The 14888-nt window shown below is 55.3% G+C and carries 16 protein-coding genes; 12 read left to right on the top strand and 4 right to left on the bottom strand.

What is annotated here, in order from left to right; translation table 11 throughout:
• Positions 1 to 173 precede the first annotated feature (173 nt).
• Positions 174 to 764, top strand: a complete 591-nt coding sequence (locus MKK70_RS00230) for a hypothetical protein (protein WP_243945291.1) — start codon at positions 174 to 176, stop codon at positions 762 to 764.
• A gap of 24 nt (positions 765 to 788) precedes the next feature.
• On the opposite strand, the gene mobQ is transcribed toward MKK70_RS00230, so the two are convergent.
• Positions 789 to 1895 (bottom strand): MobQ family relaxase, encoded by a 1107-nt coding sequence (mobQ, locus tag MKK70_RS00225; RefSeq protein WP_243945290.1) that lies wholly within the window; start codon positions 1893 to 1895, stop codon positions 789 to 791.
• Between the two features lie 236 nt (positions 1896 to 2131).
• Here mobQ and MKK70_RS00220 point away from each other — a divergent pair, with 236 nt between their 5' ends.
• The 5 genes from MKK70_RS00220 (at position 2132) to MKK70_RS00200 (ending at position 6133) form a co-directional block, all read left to right on the top strand.
• The gene (locus MKK70_RS00220) at positions 2132 to 2455 is read left to right on the top strand and encodes a hypothetical protein (protein ID WP_243945289.1); all 324 of its coding nucleotides are present in this window, start codon (positions 2132 to 2134) and stop codon (positions 2453 to 2455) included.
• Positions 2456 to 2459: 4 nt separating this feature from the next.
• Positions 2460 to 3107, top strand: a complete 648-nt coding sequence (locus MKK70_RS00215) for a hypothetical protein (RefSeq protein WP_243945288.1) — start codon at positions 2460 to 2462, stop codon at positions 3105 to 3107.
• Between the two features lie 1253 nt (positions 3108 to 4360).
• Entirely contained in the window at positions 4361 to 5014 is a 654-nt protein-coding gene (locus MKK70_RS00205; RefSeq protein WP_243945286.1) for a ParA family protein, read from the top strand.
• Positions 5014 to 5355, top strand: a complete 342-nt coding sequence (locus MKK70_RS30940) for a ribbon-helix-helix domain-containing protein (protein WP_409568227.1) — start codon at positions 5014 to 5016, stop codon at positions 5353 to 5355. Before MKK70_RS00205 ends, MKK70_RS30940 begins: the two co-directional genes overlap by 1 nt.
• Before the next feature lie 58 nt (positions 5356 to 5413).
• Complete coding sequence (locus MKK70_RS00200; protein WP_243945285.1) at positions 5414 to 6133, top strand: hypothetical protein; 720 nt, start codon at positions 5414 to 5416, stop codon at positions 6131 to 6133.
• Positions 6134 to 6763: 630 nt separating this feature from the next.
• On the opposite strand, the gene MKK70_RS00195 is transcribed toward MKK70_RS00200, so the two are convergent.
• The gene (locus MKK70_RS00195) at positions 6764 to 7333 is read right to left on the bottom strand and encodes a recombinase family protein (RefSeq protein WP_243945284.1); all 570 of its coding nucleotides are present in this window, start codon (positions 7331 to 7333) and stop codon (positions 6764 to 6766) included.
• Between the two features lie 235 nt (positions 7334 to 7568).
• On the opposite strand from MKK70_RS00195, the gene MKK70_RS00190 reads away from it, so the two are divergent.
• Together MKK70_RS00190 and MKK70_RS00185 are read left to right on the top strand one after the other, a co-directional pair.
• A complete protein-coding gene (locus tag MKK70_RS00190; RefSeq protein WP_243945283.1) occupies positions 7569 to 8333 on the top strand; it encodes a CHAP domain-containing protein in 765 nt (254 codons plus the stop codon).
• Between the two features lie 13 nt (positions 8334 to 8346).
• Positions 8347 to 9336 (top strand): serine protease, encoded by a 990-nt coding sequence (locus tag MKK70_RS00185; RefSeq protein WP_243945282.1) that lies wholly within the window; start codon positions 8347 to 8349, stop codon positions 9334 to 9336.
• A 34-nt stretch (positions 9337 to 9370) separates the two neighbouring features.
• Here MKK70_RS00185 and MKK70_RS00180 read toward each other — a convergent pair whose 3' ends face one another.
• Positions 9371 to 9751, bottom strand: a complete 381-nt coding sequence (locus MKK70_RS00180; RefSeq protein WP_243945280.1) for a hypothetical protein — start codon at positions 9749 to 9751, stop codon at positions 9371 to 9373.
• A 135-nt stretch (positions 9752 to 9886) separates the two neighbouring features.
• On the opposite strand from MKK70_RS00180, the gene MKK70_RS00175 reads away from it, so the two are divergent.
• The 4 genes from MKK70_RS00175 to MKK70_RS00160 all read left to right on the top strand — a co-directional run bounded on the left by MKK70_RS00175 (position 9887) and on the right by MKK70_RS00160 (position 14178).
• Positions 9887 to 10282: a recombinase family protein gene (locus tag MKK70_RS00175; protein WP_243945278.1), complete on the top strand. Its 396-nt coding sequence runs from the start codon at positions 9887 to 9889 to the stop codon at positions 10280 to 10282.
• A 1-nt stretch (position 10283) separates the two neighbouring features.
• A complete protein-coding gene (locus MKK70_RS00170) occupies positions 10284 to 10478 on the top strand; it encodes a helix-turn-helix domain-containing protein (RefSeq protein ID WP_243945276.1) in 195 nt (64 codons plus the stop codon).
• A complete protein-coding gene (locus tag MKK70_RS00165; RefSeq protein WP_243945274.1) occupies positions 10468 to 11589 on the top strand; it encodes a hypothetical protein in 1122 nt (373 codons plus the stop codon). Before MKK70_RS00170 ends, MKK70_RS00165 begins: the two co-directional genes overlap by 11 nt.
• Before the next feature lie 240 nt (positions 11590 to 11829).
• Positions 11830 to 14178: an NACHT domain-containing protein gene (locus MKK70_RS00160; protein ID WP_243945273.1), complete on the top strand. Its 2349-nt coding sequence runs from the start codon at positions 11830 to 11832 to the stop codon at positions 14176 to 14178.
• A 150-nt stretch (positions 14179 to 14328) separates the two neighbouring features.
• Here MKK70_RS00160 and MKK70_RS00155 read toward each other — a convergent pair whose 3' ends face one another.
• Positions 14329 to 14562, bottom strand: coding sequence for a methionyl-tRNA formyltransferase (locus tag MKK70_RS00155; protein ID WP_243945271.1), 234 nt, complete (start codon positions 14560 to 14562; stop codon positions 14329 to 14331).
• Between the last annotated feature and the right edge of the window lie 326 nt (positions 14563 to 14888).

Here is a 14888-nt window from a genome sequence, read left to right as displayed (position 1 = left end):
TTTTCACATGTTTCATATATTTGGGTCGTTCATCGGCCAAAATATGAAACATGTGAACCTAACTACTCTAGCGATAACTTGGATCAGCGTCTTAAATGTGGAAACTATGTGGTCTTTACTCGGGCATTTCCTAGTTATAGCTCAAGGGTCCCCTCACCAACGGGACCAAACACATGACCGCTTCAAACGAAAACAACGGCCGTGATAACCGTGACGTTCTGACCGGGGCCGACGCTGAAAAGGAACTGAGCCCGCGAGGGCGGGAAGCCCTCGAACGGATCAGGCGAGATCAAGCCGATGATCCCAGGAAGGCGCTCCGCGAGAATGCCCTTCTGCAGAGCGAGATCGCCTACAGGGAGGGCGTCTCCATCCCGCAATCCGTACGGATCCAATTGTGGGAATGCGGCCTCGAAGACCAAGACATCGACACCTGGGACCGCTTGCGCTTGATCAAGCGCGGGGGGGAGCCATTCACCCCCGAGCAGGAACAGGAGTACCGGCGGATCTGCCGTCTCGTGGATCGATGCCTGGAAGGTCGATGCGACGGTGGTGGTGATCCGCCGGACGACGACGGACCGGATTTCGATCGCACCGTCGGCGATCTCATTGCCGACACGCGTACAAAAAAGAACTCGGAGGCCGAGCCTGCCCCCGTCGCTCCTCAGCCGGAGCCGGCTCCGGTGCCGCCGGACCTTACACCGAAGGCCAAACAGAAGCCCAAGCCCCGCAAGCCGGTTCGGAAGGACGACCGCGGCAGGGACTAGCGAGCCGCCCAGCGGATCGGCCGCTCAGCGGCCGATCCCACGCCCACGATCCCGCCGCATCGCGGCGCGCACCCTCTGCAATCCCTGCTCGATCCGATGCCGCTCGATCCCCTCCCGACGCTGCTCGCGCTCCCGCGCCAGGGCTTGCTCACCATCGCCCACGGCCAAGGCGAGCCCTGGCTGACGTCCCCGCACGGCGAGGCCGAGATTGCTCTCGCGCAAGCTCGCCAGCAGCGCCGGCGTCAGGCCCTGCCGCAACCGTTCGCCGAGCTGCAGCCGCGCCTGTGCCGCGCGCTGCACCAGCGCCCGCAGCCGCTCGGCCAGCTGACGCCGTCGCGTCCGCTCGTCTCGGATCTCCCGCACCAGGGCCCCCTGGTCGGTGATGACGCCACGCGCTTCGAGCGGATGGGCCCGCCCCCGCTTGGGCTCGGGCGGCCGGGCGAGTTCGTGTGCGTCCGCTTCGTAGCCCAGGGCGGTCTCCTCATCGCCGTGCACGCGCGCCTCGGTCGCTCTCTCTTCCGCCTCCGTGCGACGCACGGCCAACGAGCGGTGGTCGACCCGCTCCGCTGTGACCCCAGAGGCTGCGAGCGCGGCGTTCACGTGTGCGGCCCAGGCCTCGCGCCAGTGCACCACGAGTTCACGTGCGTTCCACTCCCGGGCCTTCTTCGCTGCAAAGCCGTTTGCCTCGACCCGCCGGGTCGGCATCAAAAGATGGGCGTGAACGTTAACCTGGCCGTCCGCACTGTGAGCGGCATGCCAAGCGACGTCCGCCACCATTCCGTGGGCGGCGACGAGCTCGGTCGAGACAAAGTCCCGCACCAGCGCTGTATTCTGCGCCTCGCTCAGCTCGCGCGGGAGGGAAAGCACGATCTCCCTCGCCGTCTGGGCGTCCTTACGGCGCTCGGCCAATTCCGCTTTGGCCCAGAGCGAGGCGCGTTGCGTTGCCCAGGCCGGCGCCCCGGCCGGAGCGAGGATCTCCGTGCCCAGGACACCCCGCCGACGCCGGTAGTCGTGGGTCAGGCCGGTGTGCGGATCGCGCAGCTGCGCACCCGCCCGGTACGCGGCGGCCGCTACCGCCGAGCGGCCGGCGCTGCGTGCGTGCATCGAGACGGAGAAGCGATACAGGGCCATCGACCGCTCCTCCTCATCCAACGGGGTCCAGCGCCACGACGCTGGGCAGGTTCCAAGGGAGCATCCCTTGGTGGCCGGCGCCTCAGCGCTGGCCTGGGGGGAAGCCGTCCGGCGGGGCGCAGCCCCTGAGGACCGCGGACATTGCCATCGGCAATGTATAACCGCGCTGTTCGAATGCCACAACCGCCATTAACCATGATCCCTCCGTCAATCTCTTCCCGCAGCACGAGGACGCCATGACCGACACAGATCCCCTGCCCAAGCCCCCACGCAGGACCCCGGAGCAGCGCTATGCCGCCGCCCTTGCCCAGGCCGCCCGTGCCAAGGACGAGATGCGCAGGCTCGACACCCGCCGGAAGGTGATCGTCGGTGCGCTCGCTATCCGCCGAGCCCGGCGGAGTCCGGCGGGGGCGTTGGCGCTCATCGCGATGATCGAGGAGGAGAATACGAGCGACACCGACCTGTTCGCGCTCGGCGACCTCCTCGGTGAGTTGCACTTGAAGGCTCACTCGGCCGAACCGGTCCGCGCTGAGCCCGATCAGGCCACGGATGGGACGTGAGGGGGTGGCCGTGTCGGAAGCCGGCGATCCGGTCGCGGAGCTGGTCTTGACCCTGCAGGCCGTTCGCCGCGACGTGCATGGGCTCGGACAAGGCCTACAAGCCACGCTCAAGGCCGCGCAGGCGGCCGAGAGTGCCGCCGCGAAACCCCGTACCCTCACCCTCGACGTGTCGGCCCTCGGGCCGGCCTTCGGAACGCTGTCCGACCGCGTCGCGTCGTTGGACACGACGGTCTCCGCGCTCGGGGCCGACCGGCTGCGCAGCGAGGTCGTGGCCGCGCTGCACGACGCGCGCGGTGAGATCGACGCAGCGACGCACGGGGTTCGACAGGCAACGGCTCGGCTGACACTTCGCCTCACCGCAGTTCTGGGCCTCGTCGTGCTGGGCGCCACCGGCGCACAGTTTGCCGGCGTCGCCGCGTCTACCTTCTGGGGTCAGGCGGAACGCGCCCGCCTCGCCGCCGAAGTCGAGCGCCTGCGCGTCGCACTGCCGACGCTCCAGGCGCGGGCCGAGGACTGGCAACGCCGCGCAGGCCGCGCGGTGCTGACGAACTGCCAGTCCGATGACGGGCGCACGCGCTTGTGCGTCCGCATCGACCTGAGCGCGCCGCGGTTCGGCCCGCGCGGCGAGTACGCCGTGCTCGACGGCTACTGAGTGCGCAGCGGGCCGTTCGGAATGACGATCGGGTGCATGAGCCTACCGCATGGATGGCACTCGCCGCGACGGACCCGGCCCGGAATCGGAATGTGGCCTTGCCCTCGCCCGACCCTGCCCTCCGGCAGCCCTTTGCGAGGCTTCCGCTGGCCGCTGATGGCTCTTATCTAGATTCTGAGTACTGGTCGGTGCTGAGGATAAATCACCACCCCCCCGGCCCACCGGCAGCCGCACCAATCGGCACCAGGCCAGCCACTCGCGGGACGCGATCCGCACGACATTGGCCAAATTCCTCCACGCAGAGGCTCGCCTCTCCTCGACGGTGATCGCGCCCAATTCGCGCGCGCGCCGCAGGGTCGCTCGCACCGTCGAGCGCGCCACCCCGGCGAGCGCCGCAACGTGGCCGTGGTACAGCCGGCAGTCGCCCCGCTTCGCCACCTCGGCTGCCACCACGGCGAGCACGGCAGCCTCCGCCTGGGTGAAACGGGTTGCGAGTTGGGGCGGCAGCCACCCGGACGCCGCCCAGCGTCGGCGGCGCGCCATCGAGGCGTCGCTCCGCGGCCGCGAGCCGGTTGGTCGCCGCGCAGGTCCAGCTGTGGCCGGGATGGCCTTCCGTTCCTCGATCAGCGCCGACAGCGCCTCGGCTTCGGCCTCGCTCACTTGTTCCTCGGCGAAGGCGCGCCACAGGGCGGCGGCCAAGGCAGGCAACGCGGCGCGCGGGGCCGCCTCCGCTTGGCGGCGGATCTCGTCAGCAAACATCCATCACGGTCCCTCATGGGCCGCGCTTCAGGGTCCGGGCAAGCCTCTCCTGTTGCCGGAATTGCCGTTCCGGCTTGACTCCCGAGGGGAGATCATGGCTTGTGGGAAGCGGTTCAGCGGCCCCACAGGCCCCAGGTTTTCAGCAGCCTCGTCCTTGCCGGGACGGGGCTGTTGGCTTTTCAGGGTCTAGCGCGCGGCTGGCTGCGTCTCCCGATCTCCGACTCGCGCAGGATGCGGGCGCCGGAACGCCCCATGTCGGCCGGAGCGCCTGCTGAAGTCAACGCCACGCTAAGCGGCTGCCTAAAGCACGCGGTCCTTGTGACACCACAACACCAAAACGCGTTGCCATTTTGACTCGATGACGTGTCAACACCACAACGGCATGACGACTCCACACCCTGACGCGTTGTACCGACAGCCCGTCTGCTTGATGAAGCGTAAACCTGTTGCCGCAATGGTATGGCAGACCGTCAGTCCGTCAGGAGGTCAACACGATGCGCACGCTCGCCCTCGTCAGCCAGAAAGGCGGAGCTGGGAAGACGACGCTGGCCCTGCACCTCGCAGTTGCCGCCCACCGCGCCGGCCTGCAAGTCGCCATCGCCGACCTCGACCCGCAATCCTCGGCCTGGAAGTGGTCGGAGCGCCGCAAGGATCATCCCGAAGCGGTGGTGACCTCGGCCGAACAGCTCGACCACGTGAAGGCCCAGGCCGCGGCCGGCAGCCTCGACCTCCTAATCATCGACAGCGCACCGCACGCGGACCGACCGGCGCTGGTCGCCTGCAAGGCGTCCGACCTCGTGCTAATCCCCTGCCGAGCCTCGATCCTCGACATCGACGCGATCGGCCAGACCCACGACCTCACTACCATCGCGCGCAAGCCATCGTGGGTCGTGTTCAACGCCTGCAACACATCAACCGAGTTCGACCTTGAGGAAGCACGCGCCGGCCTACGCGAGCGCGACATCCCGGTCTATCCGGGCGCCGTCTACCAGCGTGTCAGCTACGCGCGCGGCTTCATTCCCGGCCGCACAGCCCAGGAGATCGAGCCCACTGGAAGGGCAGCCGCCGAGATCGAAGGACTGTTCCGGTGGACCGCTAATTTGATCAATCTCGCTCTTCCGCAACCCGCAACCGTCGAGGCAGCCTAATGAGTGCAGCCCCCCGCTTCAGCCTCAGAGCCGCCGTGACTGACAACGTATCAAGAGGACGGATAGATGAGTCCTCCCTAGTGTCGGAACCGGAGCCGACAGGCCAAGCCGCTGCGCCTAGAGCGCCAGCTTCCACACCTGATATCACAAGAACCAAGAGGCCGACTACACGACAAGGCGCTCGGGGGATCACAGTATGGGTAGAGCCGGAGATTTATCGAATGGTCAAATTAGTGGGGCTTGATGCAGACATGACAACACAGGACATTATGATGGAAGCAATCAGAGATCTTTTAATGAAAAGGGGCAAAGGCGATTTATTTGGAAGTCACCGTAAATAACATTTACTTCCTTAAAACGGATAAATATGTAGATTAATTGTGAATTGGAGCAAGTTACATGCCTGAGGCTTCAGCGATAGGTGTAAAAGTTGGACTGGAAGTTTTTAAGAAAGTCGCTCCTACGGGAATTTCCTGGTTAAAAACTAGGTTATTTGGCAAAACTATGCTTGTCGTAGGTGAAAGGCGTGCCGGAAAATCTTGTTTTGTTTTGTATCTTGAACACGGAGTTCTTATTCCTGCTGGCGAAGAAACGCCAAAAACCTTACAAGAGCGAAATACTCGTGCTTTTAATCTTGCTATAGGGCGAGACAAATCTCTTACGGTCAACGTAAAGCGCGCAACCGACACAAGAGGGCATGATAGTCCTAAGGAACAGGCGAAGCTAGTCTTCGACAAGGCCCCAAATATTTTGATGATATTTCTAGACGTTTCTCGAAATTGGGCCTCAAATGACGACGATTATGGGACGCAATATTTATCAGCAATGCTTGAGGAGCTAAATTCTCTATGTTCAAATTCGAATAGACTGAAGAATAAACTACAACATGTCTGCGTAATACTCAACAAAGCAGACGTGGTTAAAGAAACTCAGCTCAAAAGTCAGACAACAAAAATCAAACGTGTCATAAATTCATTCAAAAGTCCCTCATGGGGCGGTTCATCTTCAGATATAGCAACTTACAACTGCGTATGCGTGGAAAACGAAGAAGGATCATCTCGTATCGATGCAGTGATAAAATCAATCATGATTTCGCTACTGATGAAAAGTCAAACTTAAACGGAGGCTATGATGGCTTTCAAGCAAGACGATGCCTCTGTTGATTTAATATATCAAGAGATGGATAACGTTCAAAAAGGTAATTTATACAATAGATTTGTAAACAGGATACTGTGCTTCTTATTTATTACGTCTGTTTTATTCATACCAATCCAAGATTTGGCTATTAATAAAGTCAGGATCATTGGGTTACTTGCCCCTATTAGTTTGTGCGCGATATGGATCTATACGGAGATTAATACCGTGTACAAGCTAAAGAGATTATACGCCACGATACCTAGACTTTCGAATAGTTTTTCATCTAGAGATTGGGAAGATAATTTTGTTGGTGTTTACAAGACGGTTTTTGAACAGGTCTCATCGTCGGTTGTAATGGTTGAACCATTTCTTTGGTTAGTTATGGTTTTATTCACTTCTAGTTTATACTTTGGTATTTCCGGTATAAACTTTAAATAAATTAGACTGCGAAAGGATTATCACCTACATATCGGATTGCACAAGCAATGTTCGCTCTGCTTGTGATCTAAGAATTGTTTGCGGATTGCAAGCCGCTGGAAGCGCGGCGCTTTCCCGGCGCGGGTTCTCTATGCAAGTTTAAGGGATTACGGCTCGACCCGGCCGAGGCCGTGTTTAGGTCCTCTGGGCGGGTTCCGCGCCGAGGTGCCGATAGAGCGTCGCCTTCGAGACATCGAACCGGGCAGCCACCTCCCTCGAGGTAAGACTTCCGTCAGCCAGAAGGGCGCGGGCGGCTGCCACATCCTTCGGCCCCATCAGCTTCGGTCGACCGCCTACGCGACCTTTGCGCCGCGCCTCAATCAAGCCGGCGGACGTGCGCTCGCGGATCAGGGCGCGCTCGAACTCGGCGATAGCTCCCAGCATGTGAAAGACGAGCATCCCACCGGGCGAGCCGGTGTCGATGGCGTCGGTAAGCGAGACGAGACCGATGCCGCGGCCCCTCAAATCCTCGGCCGTGTCGATGAGCTGCTTGAGAGAGCGAGCCAATCGGTCGAGCTTCCAGATGACGAGCGTATCGCCCTTCCGCAGTACATCTCGCAGTAGGCGACCCAGCTCCGGTCGATCGTCGCGAGCACCCGACGCCCTCTCAACGATAACACGCTCGCAGCCTCCCGCTTTCAGGCGTTCGAGCTGAAGGTCGGGGTTCTGATCGAGCGTGGATACGCGGGCATAGCCAATGCGCATGCGGCGGTCTCATTTCTCATCATCAGCATGAGGGTATGAGACACTCTTTTCAAGACCTATTTTGAGACAGCTTGCTTGCCTAATCGGCCGTGCGCGAACGCAGTCTTACGACAGTCTCACAAACGGTCGTTTATGGTCGCTCTGATCGAGGAAGAAAAATTCATTGCCACTTATTGCGGCGACTCGATGCGAATGTTAACATGAGGTTGCCTTATTAAGATTGCGGAGCCAAATCATGCTCTCACGCCGCGCTCTCACGTTTGGCGTTCCTTTATTTGGTGCGACCGTTATCGGTCAGAAGGCTTATGCTCAGCCATCAGGCCAAACTATTGGCGTCGATGCGGAATTTGATCAGTTGCCATTACCGCCGCTGTCAACATTAGACGATCCAGAAGTGTATGGGTATCGAAAACCTAACGCAGAACAGATGGCAAAAGCCAAAAACATACTGGACTCTACGCCAAAGGGTGCAACCCCTTATGCGATAGCTAAAAGCTTTATAGATCGATACTCGCAGTCTGATCCGGGAGCCATCTCGCAGTGGCCTGCGCCAGCAGCTTGGAACCCCGTTGTAAAAGAGTTCTTCAGTGCTACAAGCCTTCGAGCACAGAATGACATGATCAACTGGTGTGCGGCTTTTGCGAATTGGTGTATCGAAAGGAATAATAAGAAGGGAACGGATAGTGCTTCTTCACAATCATTTGTCAATTCGGGAAAATTTCTTAAAATAAATACACCCACTCAAGGTGATTTAGTGGTATTTACTTGTTATGACAAGCAGTCTGGAAAGACCTTAGGCTTAGGTCACGTCGCTTTTTTTGAGAGCAGTCTTGGCAATGATCAGATTATGGTCGTTGGCGGAAATCAATCTGCGGATGGGCACTCAAGCATCATTTCCGAAAGGCGATTTAGTACGAAACCCTTCGACTCACATCGACATGTCGGAGAAGAATATGTCCCTTGCACGTTTGCATTAAATTCCTTTCTCAAAGTCGCCTAAAATGGAGTTTTCGATGCTGCGTGCCGTGTCGTTTGCCCTGACGATGATTGCAAGTGCATCTTATGCAGCCTCACCGAACGATATTTTACAGAATAATACTAGAGCTGTAGTGTACTTGGAAATCAACGATAGCAATGGCGCGTTCATCGACAGTGGTACGGGTTTTATCGTATCTCATGATGGTTACGTTATCACTGCCGCGCATCTGAAGGTTGATCCATCCCAGAAGATGTGGGCAATCATTGGCCAACGAGATGGAACTCGCTTCCAGATGAAGTTGAGAGAGGCAGATGAAAAAAATGATGTCGCGTTGTGGCAGTTGCCGCAGTCTGCTTCTTGCCGTTATGCAGTAACCATCTCTTCTAAACCCGTAAACGTACTTGATCGTGCAATAGTATTGGGATTTCCAGCACAAAACGGTTTAACACCAGCCTTAGTTAACATTGCAAACTTACAAGATAATAATGGTTTTTACAATGCGGACGGATTTCTGCAGCCTGGTTATAGTGGGGGTCCAGTTTTTAATGAAGATGGTAAAATAATAGCTCTTGTTCATGGCGGAACCCTCGGCGGCGGAAACAACAGCCTCATCCAATCATCTTTTATGATGAACTTAATCAATAAGTGGGGCGTAAAAGCAGGGATTGATGCTAGTGTTCCGTTTGCAGGCGCTTGTTATGCATCGTGCCGCGTCCCGGCGCATGGCGTCGAAAAATGGTCTTCAGAGGTGCCTTGGGGGCCGGTAGATAGCGGCGAGTTATCAGGGGGCCATACTCGAAAAGGAGAATGCGATAAGCTGATTGCAGCAGCCTTAGCGGGTCATCCGAACTCTCAGATTGATTTATTGCCTGGCGAAGGGATCCCAGATAGTACGGGGATGTGGGAAAACGCTCACAAAGACTTTGCGGGTCAGATGCATTATACTTATTACTGCAAAGGCACGTTGCGTAGCGGACCTATATTCTACGAAAACCACTCTTCAGAGTGCGGTCTATGGAACTAGAAACTTATTAATTGTTTCATATATTTGATATTGATTAATAATTTTCTTTATTAAGTATTCCTAAAACCTGTTCTTTATTTAATCTTATTTCAGCTTGAACAGGTGGATTGTGCCATTGGCATAAAACTATCCAATCTATAGCTATCTCATCTTTTCCCGCTTTAGCTGCGCCGACAGCTCTTTGATATAGATCGGCAGCCGAGGCCATGCCTCTCATTTCTCCATCGGGGCCTTTGGCAGCTACCGCTTTCAATGAAGCAGGTGGGTCTTTGTCGTTTTTGCAGAAATTTAAATCGTCGATTACTCCGGCATTACAAGAAAGATTCATTAAAACCAATGCCAGACCCAAAGCTACGGCGCAATAATATTTCATTTTTGCTTTCTCCGTTTGGATTAGCAAGTCGTTATATACCATATTCGGTTCCTTTGAATAGCCTTGACCTATCGAAGGCGGGCCTATCTCCACGACATATCCAGGAAATGTGCACAAACCTTAGGCTCTTGTAATCACCTGGGTTTATCCGAGCAGGTTTCCCGTGCAAGTAGAGGGATGATCTACGGTTACGCCCGCGTCTCTACCGACCATCAGAGCCTCGCTGCCCAGGCCGAACAGCTCACGTCCGCCGGCTGCGCTAAGATCGTACAGGAGACGGCGAGTGGCGCCCGCGGCGACCGCGCCGGCCTAAAGCGGGCGATCGACCGCCTCGGCGTCGGCGGTGTCCTGGTGATCACCCGCCTTGATCGGCTGGCACGCTCGACGCGCGACCTTCTCATCGTGCTTGAGGAAGTGACCGCGCGGGGTACCGGCTTCCGCTCGCTGGCCGACGCCTGGGCCGACACCACGACGCCGCACGGCCGCCTGATGGTTACGGTGTTGGGCGGCCTCGCCGAGTTCGAGCGCGAGCTGATCCGGGCACGCACCGGCGAGGGACTGCGGCACGCGTAGCGTGCGCTCGGGCCCGAAACCGAAGCTCACCTATCACCAGCGGCGTGAAGCCCTGGCCCGGCGTGAGGCCGGGGAGAGCTGCGCTGAGATCGGGCGCAGCTACAACGTCAGCCACAGCACCATCTCCCGCCTGCGGGCGGGGCGTAGGAGATCACCATGCCGTACCCACCGCTGGGCAGCTTGTGATGGCTATTGATAAGGCGGAGATCCGAGCCCGCGCGACTTTCGTCACAAGCCAGTGCGAAGGCATCCAGCCGTTTCATGAGGTTCTTTACCTCCAATCCATCCTCTACGCGGCAGACCGCACGCACGCGATCTTCGCACGCTTCGACACTGCAATTATGGATGGCATCGCGGACGCCACGGCATTCTCCCTCGTACAGGAGGCGCTCTCCCACGCGGCTGCGCTCTCGCGCTTCTTCTGGCCGACGAGGCAGGGCGGCGAGCACGCCCAAGCCCGAGGCCAAAAGCTACGTAAGGCATTCGAGCTCGACGATACCTCGGCGCTCAGGGAACGCCGGCTGCGGGACGCCTTCGAGCACTTTGACGAACGCCTCGACCGCTTTCTACTAGAGAACGACGCCGGCACGTTCTTTCCCGACCCTCGGGTCGGTGACCACGCTCTGGCCGATATGCCGACCGATAAGATCTTCAAGCTCGTCGACCCGGATGCTGCCATCTGCGTCTTGCTCGGCGAGAAGTTCGCCTACGAGCCAATCCGGCGAGAGGTCGATCGCGTGTTGGGCTTGACCGGTGCCGTGGGTTCAGGTGGCCGCTTGCCGCGGCCGGGTGAGACGCGCGGCGTCAAGCCCGCTGAGGCTTATGACCGTTTCCACGCGAAATGGGCGCCGCGACTCGGCCTCAAGGAGCAGCACCTCGCCGAGGCTTTCAAGCGAGGGCATGATCCTGATTGGGATCACGTTCGCCCGGAGAGTGTACCCCCTACTCCAGGACACGTGCGCATCCTTCTAACGTTGGGCGACGCGACCATGCTCGGCTCGGTCGAGCCTGCAGACATACAAGAGATGGTCGAGGAGTGGCGACACCAACTCGCGGCGCGTAAGGGCGATCACCGCGTTTTCACGCGCCGGATCATCAGCCAGTATATGGCCCTCAACCAACACCGTGGAGAGAGGGCGGAGCTACTACTCTGCGGTGCCTTATGGCTGATCGTTACGAAGGACGACACGCAGGAGATCGTATCCCTCATGCGGCGCGGCGATATCGAAGTCCGCTACGATATCGCGTTCCTAGACGAGGAGCAGCAGACGCGGTTTCGGTTGGGCTGGCGGGATCTGCGACAATGAGAAGCGATCGAGCAAACCAGCGAGTTCGAGCCGATACTTCAAAATTTATCCCAATGTATTTTCTTAATATATCGTAGAATAAAATAAGATCTTGACTTCCATTCGGCCATACATCCACTGAAAACACTTAATCAGAGTAGCCGACCACAAAAGACGAATTCCAAACCACAAGTTGCACAAAACTTTGTCGGGATGTAGATGTAGCCTTAGTCGACATCTATCATTCCCCGGGTCGCCGATATGTCGCAAGCTGGCACAGATTTTGAGCGCGTCGTAGTAGATTTTTGCCGAAGACATTGGGGCGCAGAACACGTCCATCCGAACAGAATGATAGATGGACGCGAGATAGATGTAATAATTGAGACAAGCGAAGAACTAATAATTATTGAATGTACAATAGTTAAAACAAAGAAGAAAGCTGAGGGAGATATCAGCAAAATTAGAACTACGAGAAGAAGCTTGGTAGGGGATTTACAGCAAAAGAAAATTAAGGGATTTTTCGTTCTTCCTGAGGATCCAACGCCAGAAATACATCAAATAGCTGAAGAAAATGGACTTTGGATCGAAGCTTGCTCTCTGCCAACTTTTATAAACAGATTTAACTGCAGCTCATCTTATCTCATTGAAAGAAGAAAGAGATCCTTTGGAAGCGTACGAAATCCCATTGACGACACCATTAACATTGAAAGAAATCAATATGTTCAGGTTTCATTTCGTACTTTTGAAAATAACTCTGAGGTGACATTAGAAAGTATCACTAAAGACATCGCGATTAAAAAACGGACAAGATTAGTGGTAACCGGCGACTTCGGGGTCGGTAAAAGTATGACTTTCCGGGAGCTATTCTACAGATTAGCGGAAGAATACGAGGCTGGAAAAACTTATCGATTTCCTATCTACATCAACCTCAGTGAGGCGGCTTTCGACGAAAGCGACGACTTCATAGACTTACTTGAAAGACATGCTAAATGGATTGGATTGAGATCTGAGCGAGATAAATTAGTCAGGGCATGGACATCAGACTGCTGCATACTCATGCTTGATGGTTTTGATGAGTTAATCAGAGCTGGCTTCACAAGACTTACCACATCATCGCGCGACATACGCTATGCTTCTGCGCATATAATTCGAGCTGCTGTCAAAGAATCACCAATAAATACACCAATATTCGTTTCTGGTAGACAAAGTTATTTTTCTAGCTTTGACGAGATGAGAGAATGTTTACACGCGCGTGATTTTTCACATGTTTCATTGCAAGATCTACTTGAAAAAGAAGTAAAAGCATTATATCATAAAATAAATCCTCAGGGTAAAAAGCCTATTATAATGGAGTGGATGCCGCAAAGAGCGCTCCTCTTGTCATATATATATTTTGAGCTTGGTGATAAACTTGCAGATGATGAGAAATTACTAAATCCTTTATCACCTGGATATGGATGGAACATACTTTTAGATCGACTTTGTGCGCGAGAGACGAATGTTGCGAAGGGCGCAGAGCCCAGACAGATCCGACGCCTGTTGGAGCGAATAGCTTTATTCGCGCGGACGAACATTTCAGATCCAGGCCGTGTGACAAGCCTTCATGTTGCCGATGCGTATCGCGATGTCATGCTTATGGAACCAGACATCTCTGTACAGCAAGTTCTTATGAGGTTTCCTGGCTTGACTGCGGGACACGCAAACGAGGAACGCGGTTTTATAGATAGAGCCATATTCGAGGCTGCGCAAGCTGGAACAATATGCGATGCAATTGTCGCTCTATCCAGTAAAAGTGTAGAATATATCAGGACTGATGATATAGCTAGATTAATACGGCCACTTGCTCGAACACGTAATGGTATAACCAACCTTACTGCTCAAATTGTAAATTCTTCTCTACAAACAAATGGGCACTTAAGCTTAGTTTTTTTGGCTCTCAACGAAATAATGTCACATCACTCAGAACTCACTGGCAATTTAGCAGCTGACCTATTGGTATGCGCCTCCATTGATCCTGAGCTTTTTACAAATAAAAACTCGAGAGAAATTGTTGTAAGCTCGGCATTGATAAGCGAGATAGAAATAAGTCCGGAGTTACTAGATCTATGCAAAATCAAATTTGAGGATTGTATTTTTGACGAACTAGAAATTTCTGTCGACATTCCATATCTATCAAAATTGAAATTTGAACGCTGCAGGGTGCAGAGGTTGAATTGCTCCCAAGATGTATCCCGTGAGCTTGCATCAATTGGCCTACGAGCAGACCACATCGAAAACACTATGGTAATAGACGCCACAAATTCTGATATCCTCTCACTTCATATAGATGACGGTTTCAAAATTGCCAAGATTGTGCTGCGGAAATTGTTTTATAAAGCCGGATCTGGCCGCAAGAAATCTGCTTTTTATCGGGGGATGGGAGACCTTGATATGGCACTTATCGACAAGTTTCTCAATGTCTTACATAGGTACAACATCGTCTATGTAATTGGCAATAGAAAATCTGATACTTCAGTCTGGCATCCAAATAGGATATTTACGAAGAGAGTAAGCTTTATAGTCGATTCCATTGCTCCGCCGGACGATATTATACTCAAATCGGTGCAATAAGCCGCGAAATCCCGCCAGTCAGCCTCCTATGCGCGGATTGTGTTGGCGGCGCGGGCCTGCTGGGCGAGCCCAGCGACGGCTTCGAGGTCACGAGCGGGACCGACCGCGGACTCGGAGCCAGCCACTGGTAAGGCATTCACCGCGCGGCTCTCAGCCAAGGTGGAATTCGCGCTTGAGGATCTCGAACAGTTCGAGAGCTCCTTCACGATCGAGTTGGAGCGTCTGGCTCTTCTTGCCAGGCATCTCACGATCCGCCCGGCCATAGCTGTCGATCTGGAGGAGGACGCGGCCGTCACGCTCGAACACGCTGTAGGTCGCGTCGATCTCATCGTGGAGCGCGTTACGCTCCATCTCCTTGCGCTCGAAGTGCCGGATCAGCGCCATCACCGTCCCCACAAACTGGCGGTCCGTGACCGTTCACGGCCTCGATAAGCGTCATTATCACCGGTCAGGAAGGACCGATCACGGCCGGACGAACAAATTACTAACAAATCGTTACGCGCCTTCGATCTACCGAAAAAAGCGGTTGATCGAAAAAATCCTCACAACCTCAATAATAACCCGGAAACTTTTCACATGTTTCATATATTTGGGTCGTTCATCGGCCAAAATATGAAACATGTGAACCTAACTACTCTAGCGATAACTTGGATCAGCGTCTTAAATGTGGAAACTATGTGGTCTTTACTCGGGCATTTCCTAGTTATAGC

The sequence above is a fragment of the Methylobacterium sp. E-041 genome (assembly GCF_022829665.1).
In the GTDB taxonomy this organism is placed as follows: Bacteria; Pseudomonadota; Alphaproteobacteria; order Rhizobiales; family Beijerinckiaceae; genus Methylobacterium.
The sequence above is the reverse complement of the archived record's forward strand: the minus strand, read 5'-3'. Positions and strand labels throughout refer to the sequence as shown.

What these genes read in the sequence shown, in the direction of transcription:
- MKK70_RS00230 (WP_243945291.1), top strand. Translation starts at nt 174, where the DNA reads ATGACCGCTTCAAACGAAAACAACGGCCGTGATAACCGTGACGTTCTG.
- mobQ (WP_243945290.1), bottom strand. Translation starts at nt 1,895, where the DNA reads ATGGCCCTGTATCGCTTCTCCGTCTCGATGCACGCACGCAGCGCCGGC.
- MKK70_RS00220 (WP_243945289.1), top strand. Translation starts at nt 2,132, where the DNA reads ATGACCGACACAGATCCCCTGCCCAAGCCCCCACGCAGGACCCCGGAG.
- MKK70_RS00205 (WP_243945286.1), top strand. Translation starts at nt 4,361, where the DNA reads ATGCGCACGCTCGCCCTCGTCAGCCAGAAAGGCGGAGCTGGGAAGACG.
- MKK70_RS30940 (WP_409568227.1), top strand. Translation starts at nt 5,014, where the DNA reads ATGAGTGCAGCCCCCCGCTTCAGCCTCAGAGCCGCCGTGACTGACAAC.
- MKK70_RS00200 (WP_243945285.1), top strand. Translation starts at nt 5,414, where the DNA reads ATGCCTGAGGCTTCAGCGATAGGTGTAAAAGTTGGACTGGAAGTTTTT.
- MKK70_RS00195 (WP_243945284.1), bottom strand. Translation starts at nt 7,333, where the DNA reads ATGCGCATTGGCTATGCCCGCGTATCCACGCTCGATCAGAACCCCGAC.
- MKK70_RS00190 (WP_243945283.1), top strand. Translation starts at nt 7,569, where the DNA reads ATGCTCTCACGCCGCGCTCTCACGTTTGGCGTTCCTTTATTTGGTGCG.
- MKK70_RS00185 (WP_243945282.1), top strand. Translation starts at nt 8,347, where the DNA reads ATGCTGCGTGCCGTGTCGTTTGCCCTGACGATGATTGCAAGTGCATCT.
- MKK70_RS00180 (WP_243945280.1), bottom strand. Translation starts at nt 9,751, where the DNA reads ATGGTATATAACGACTTGCTAATCCAAACGGAGAAAGCAAAAATGAAA.
- MKK70_RS00175 (WP_243945278.1), top strand. Translation starts at nt 9,887, where the DNA reads ATGATCTACGGTTACGCCCGCGTCTCTACCGACCATCAGAGCCTCGCT.
- MKK70_RS00165 (WP_243945274.1), top strand. Translation starts at nt 10,468, where the DNA reads ATGGCTATTGATAAGGCGGAGATCCGAGCCCGCGCGACTTTCGTCACA.
- MKK70_RS00160 (WP_243945273.1), top strand. Translation starts at nt 11,830, where the DNA reads ATGTCGCAAGCTGGCACAGATTTTGAGCGCGTCGTAGTAGATTTTTGC.
- MKK70_RS00155 (WP_243945271.1), bottom strand. Translation starts at nt 14,562, where the DNA reads ATGGCGCTGATCCGGCACTTCGAGCGCAAGGAGATGGAGCGTAACGCG.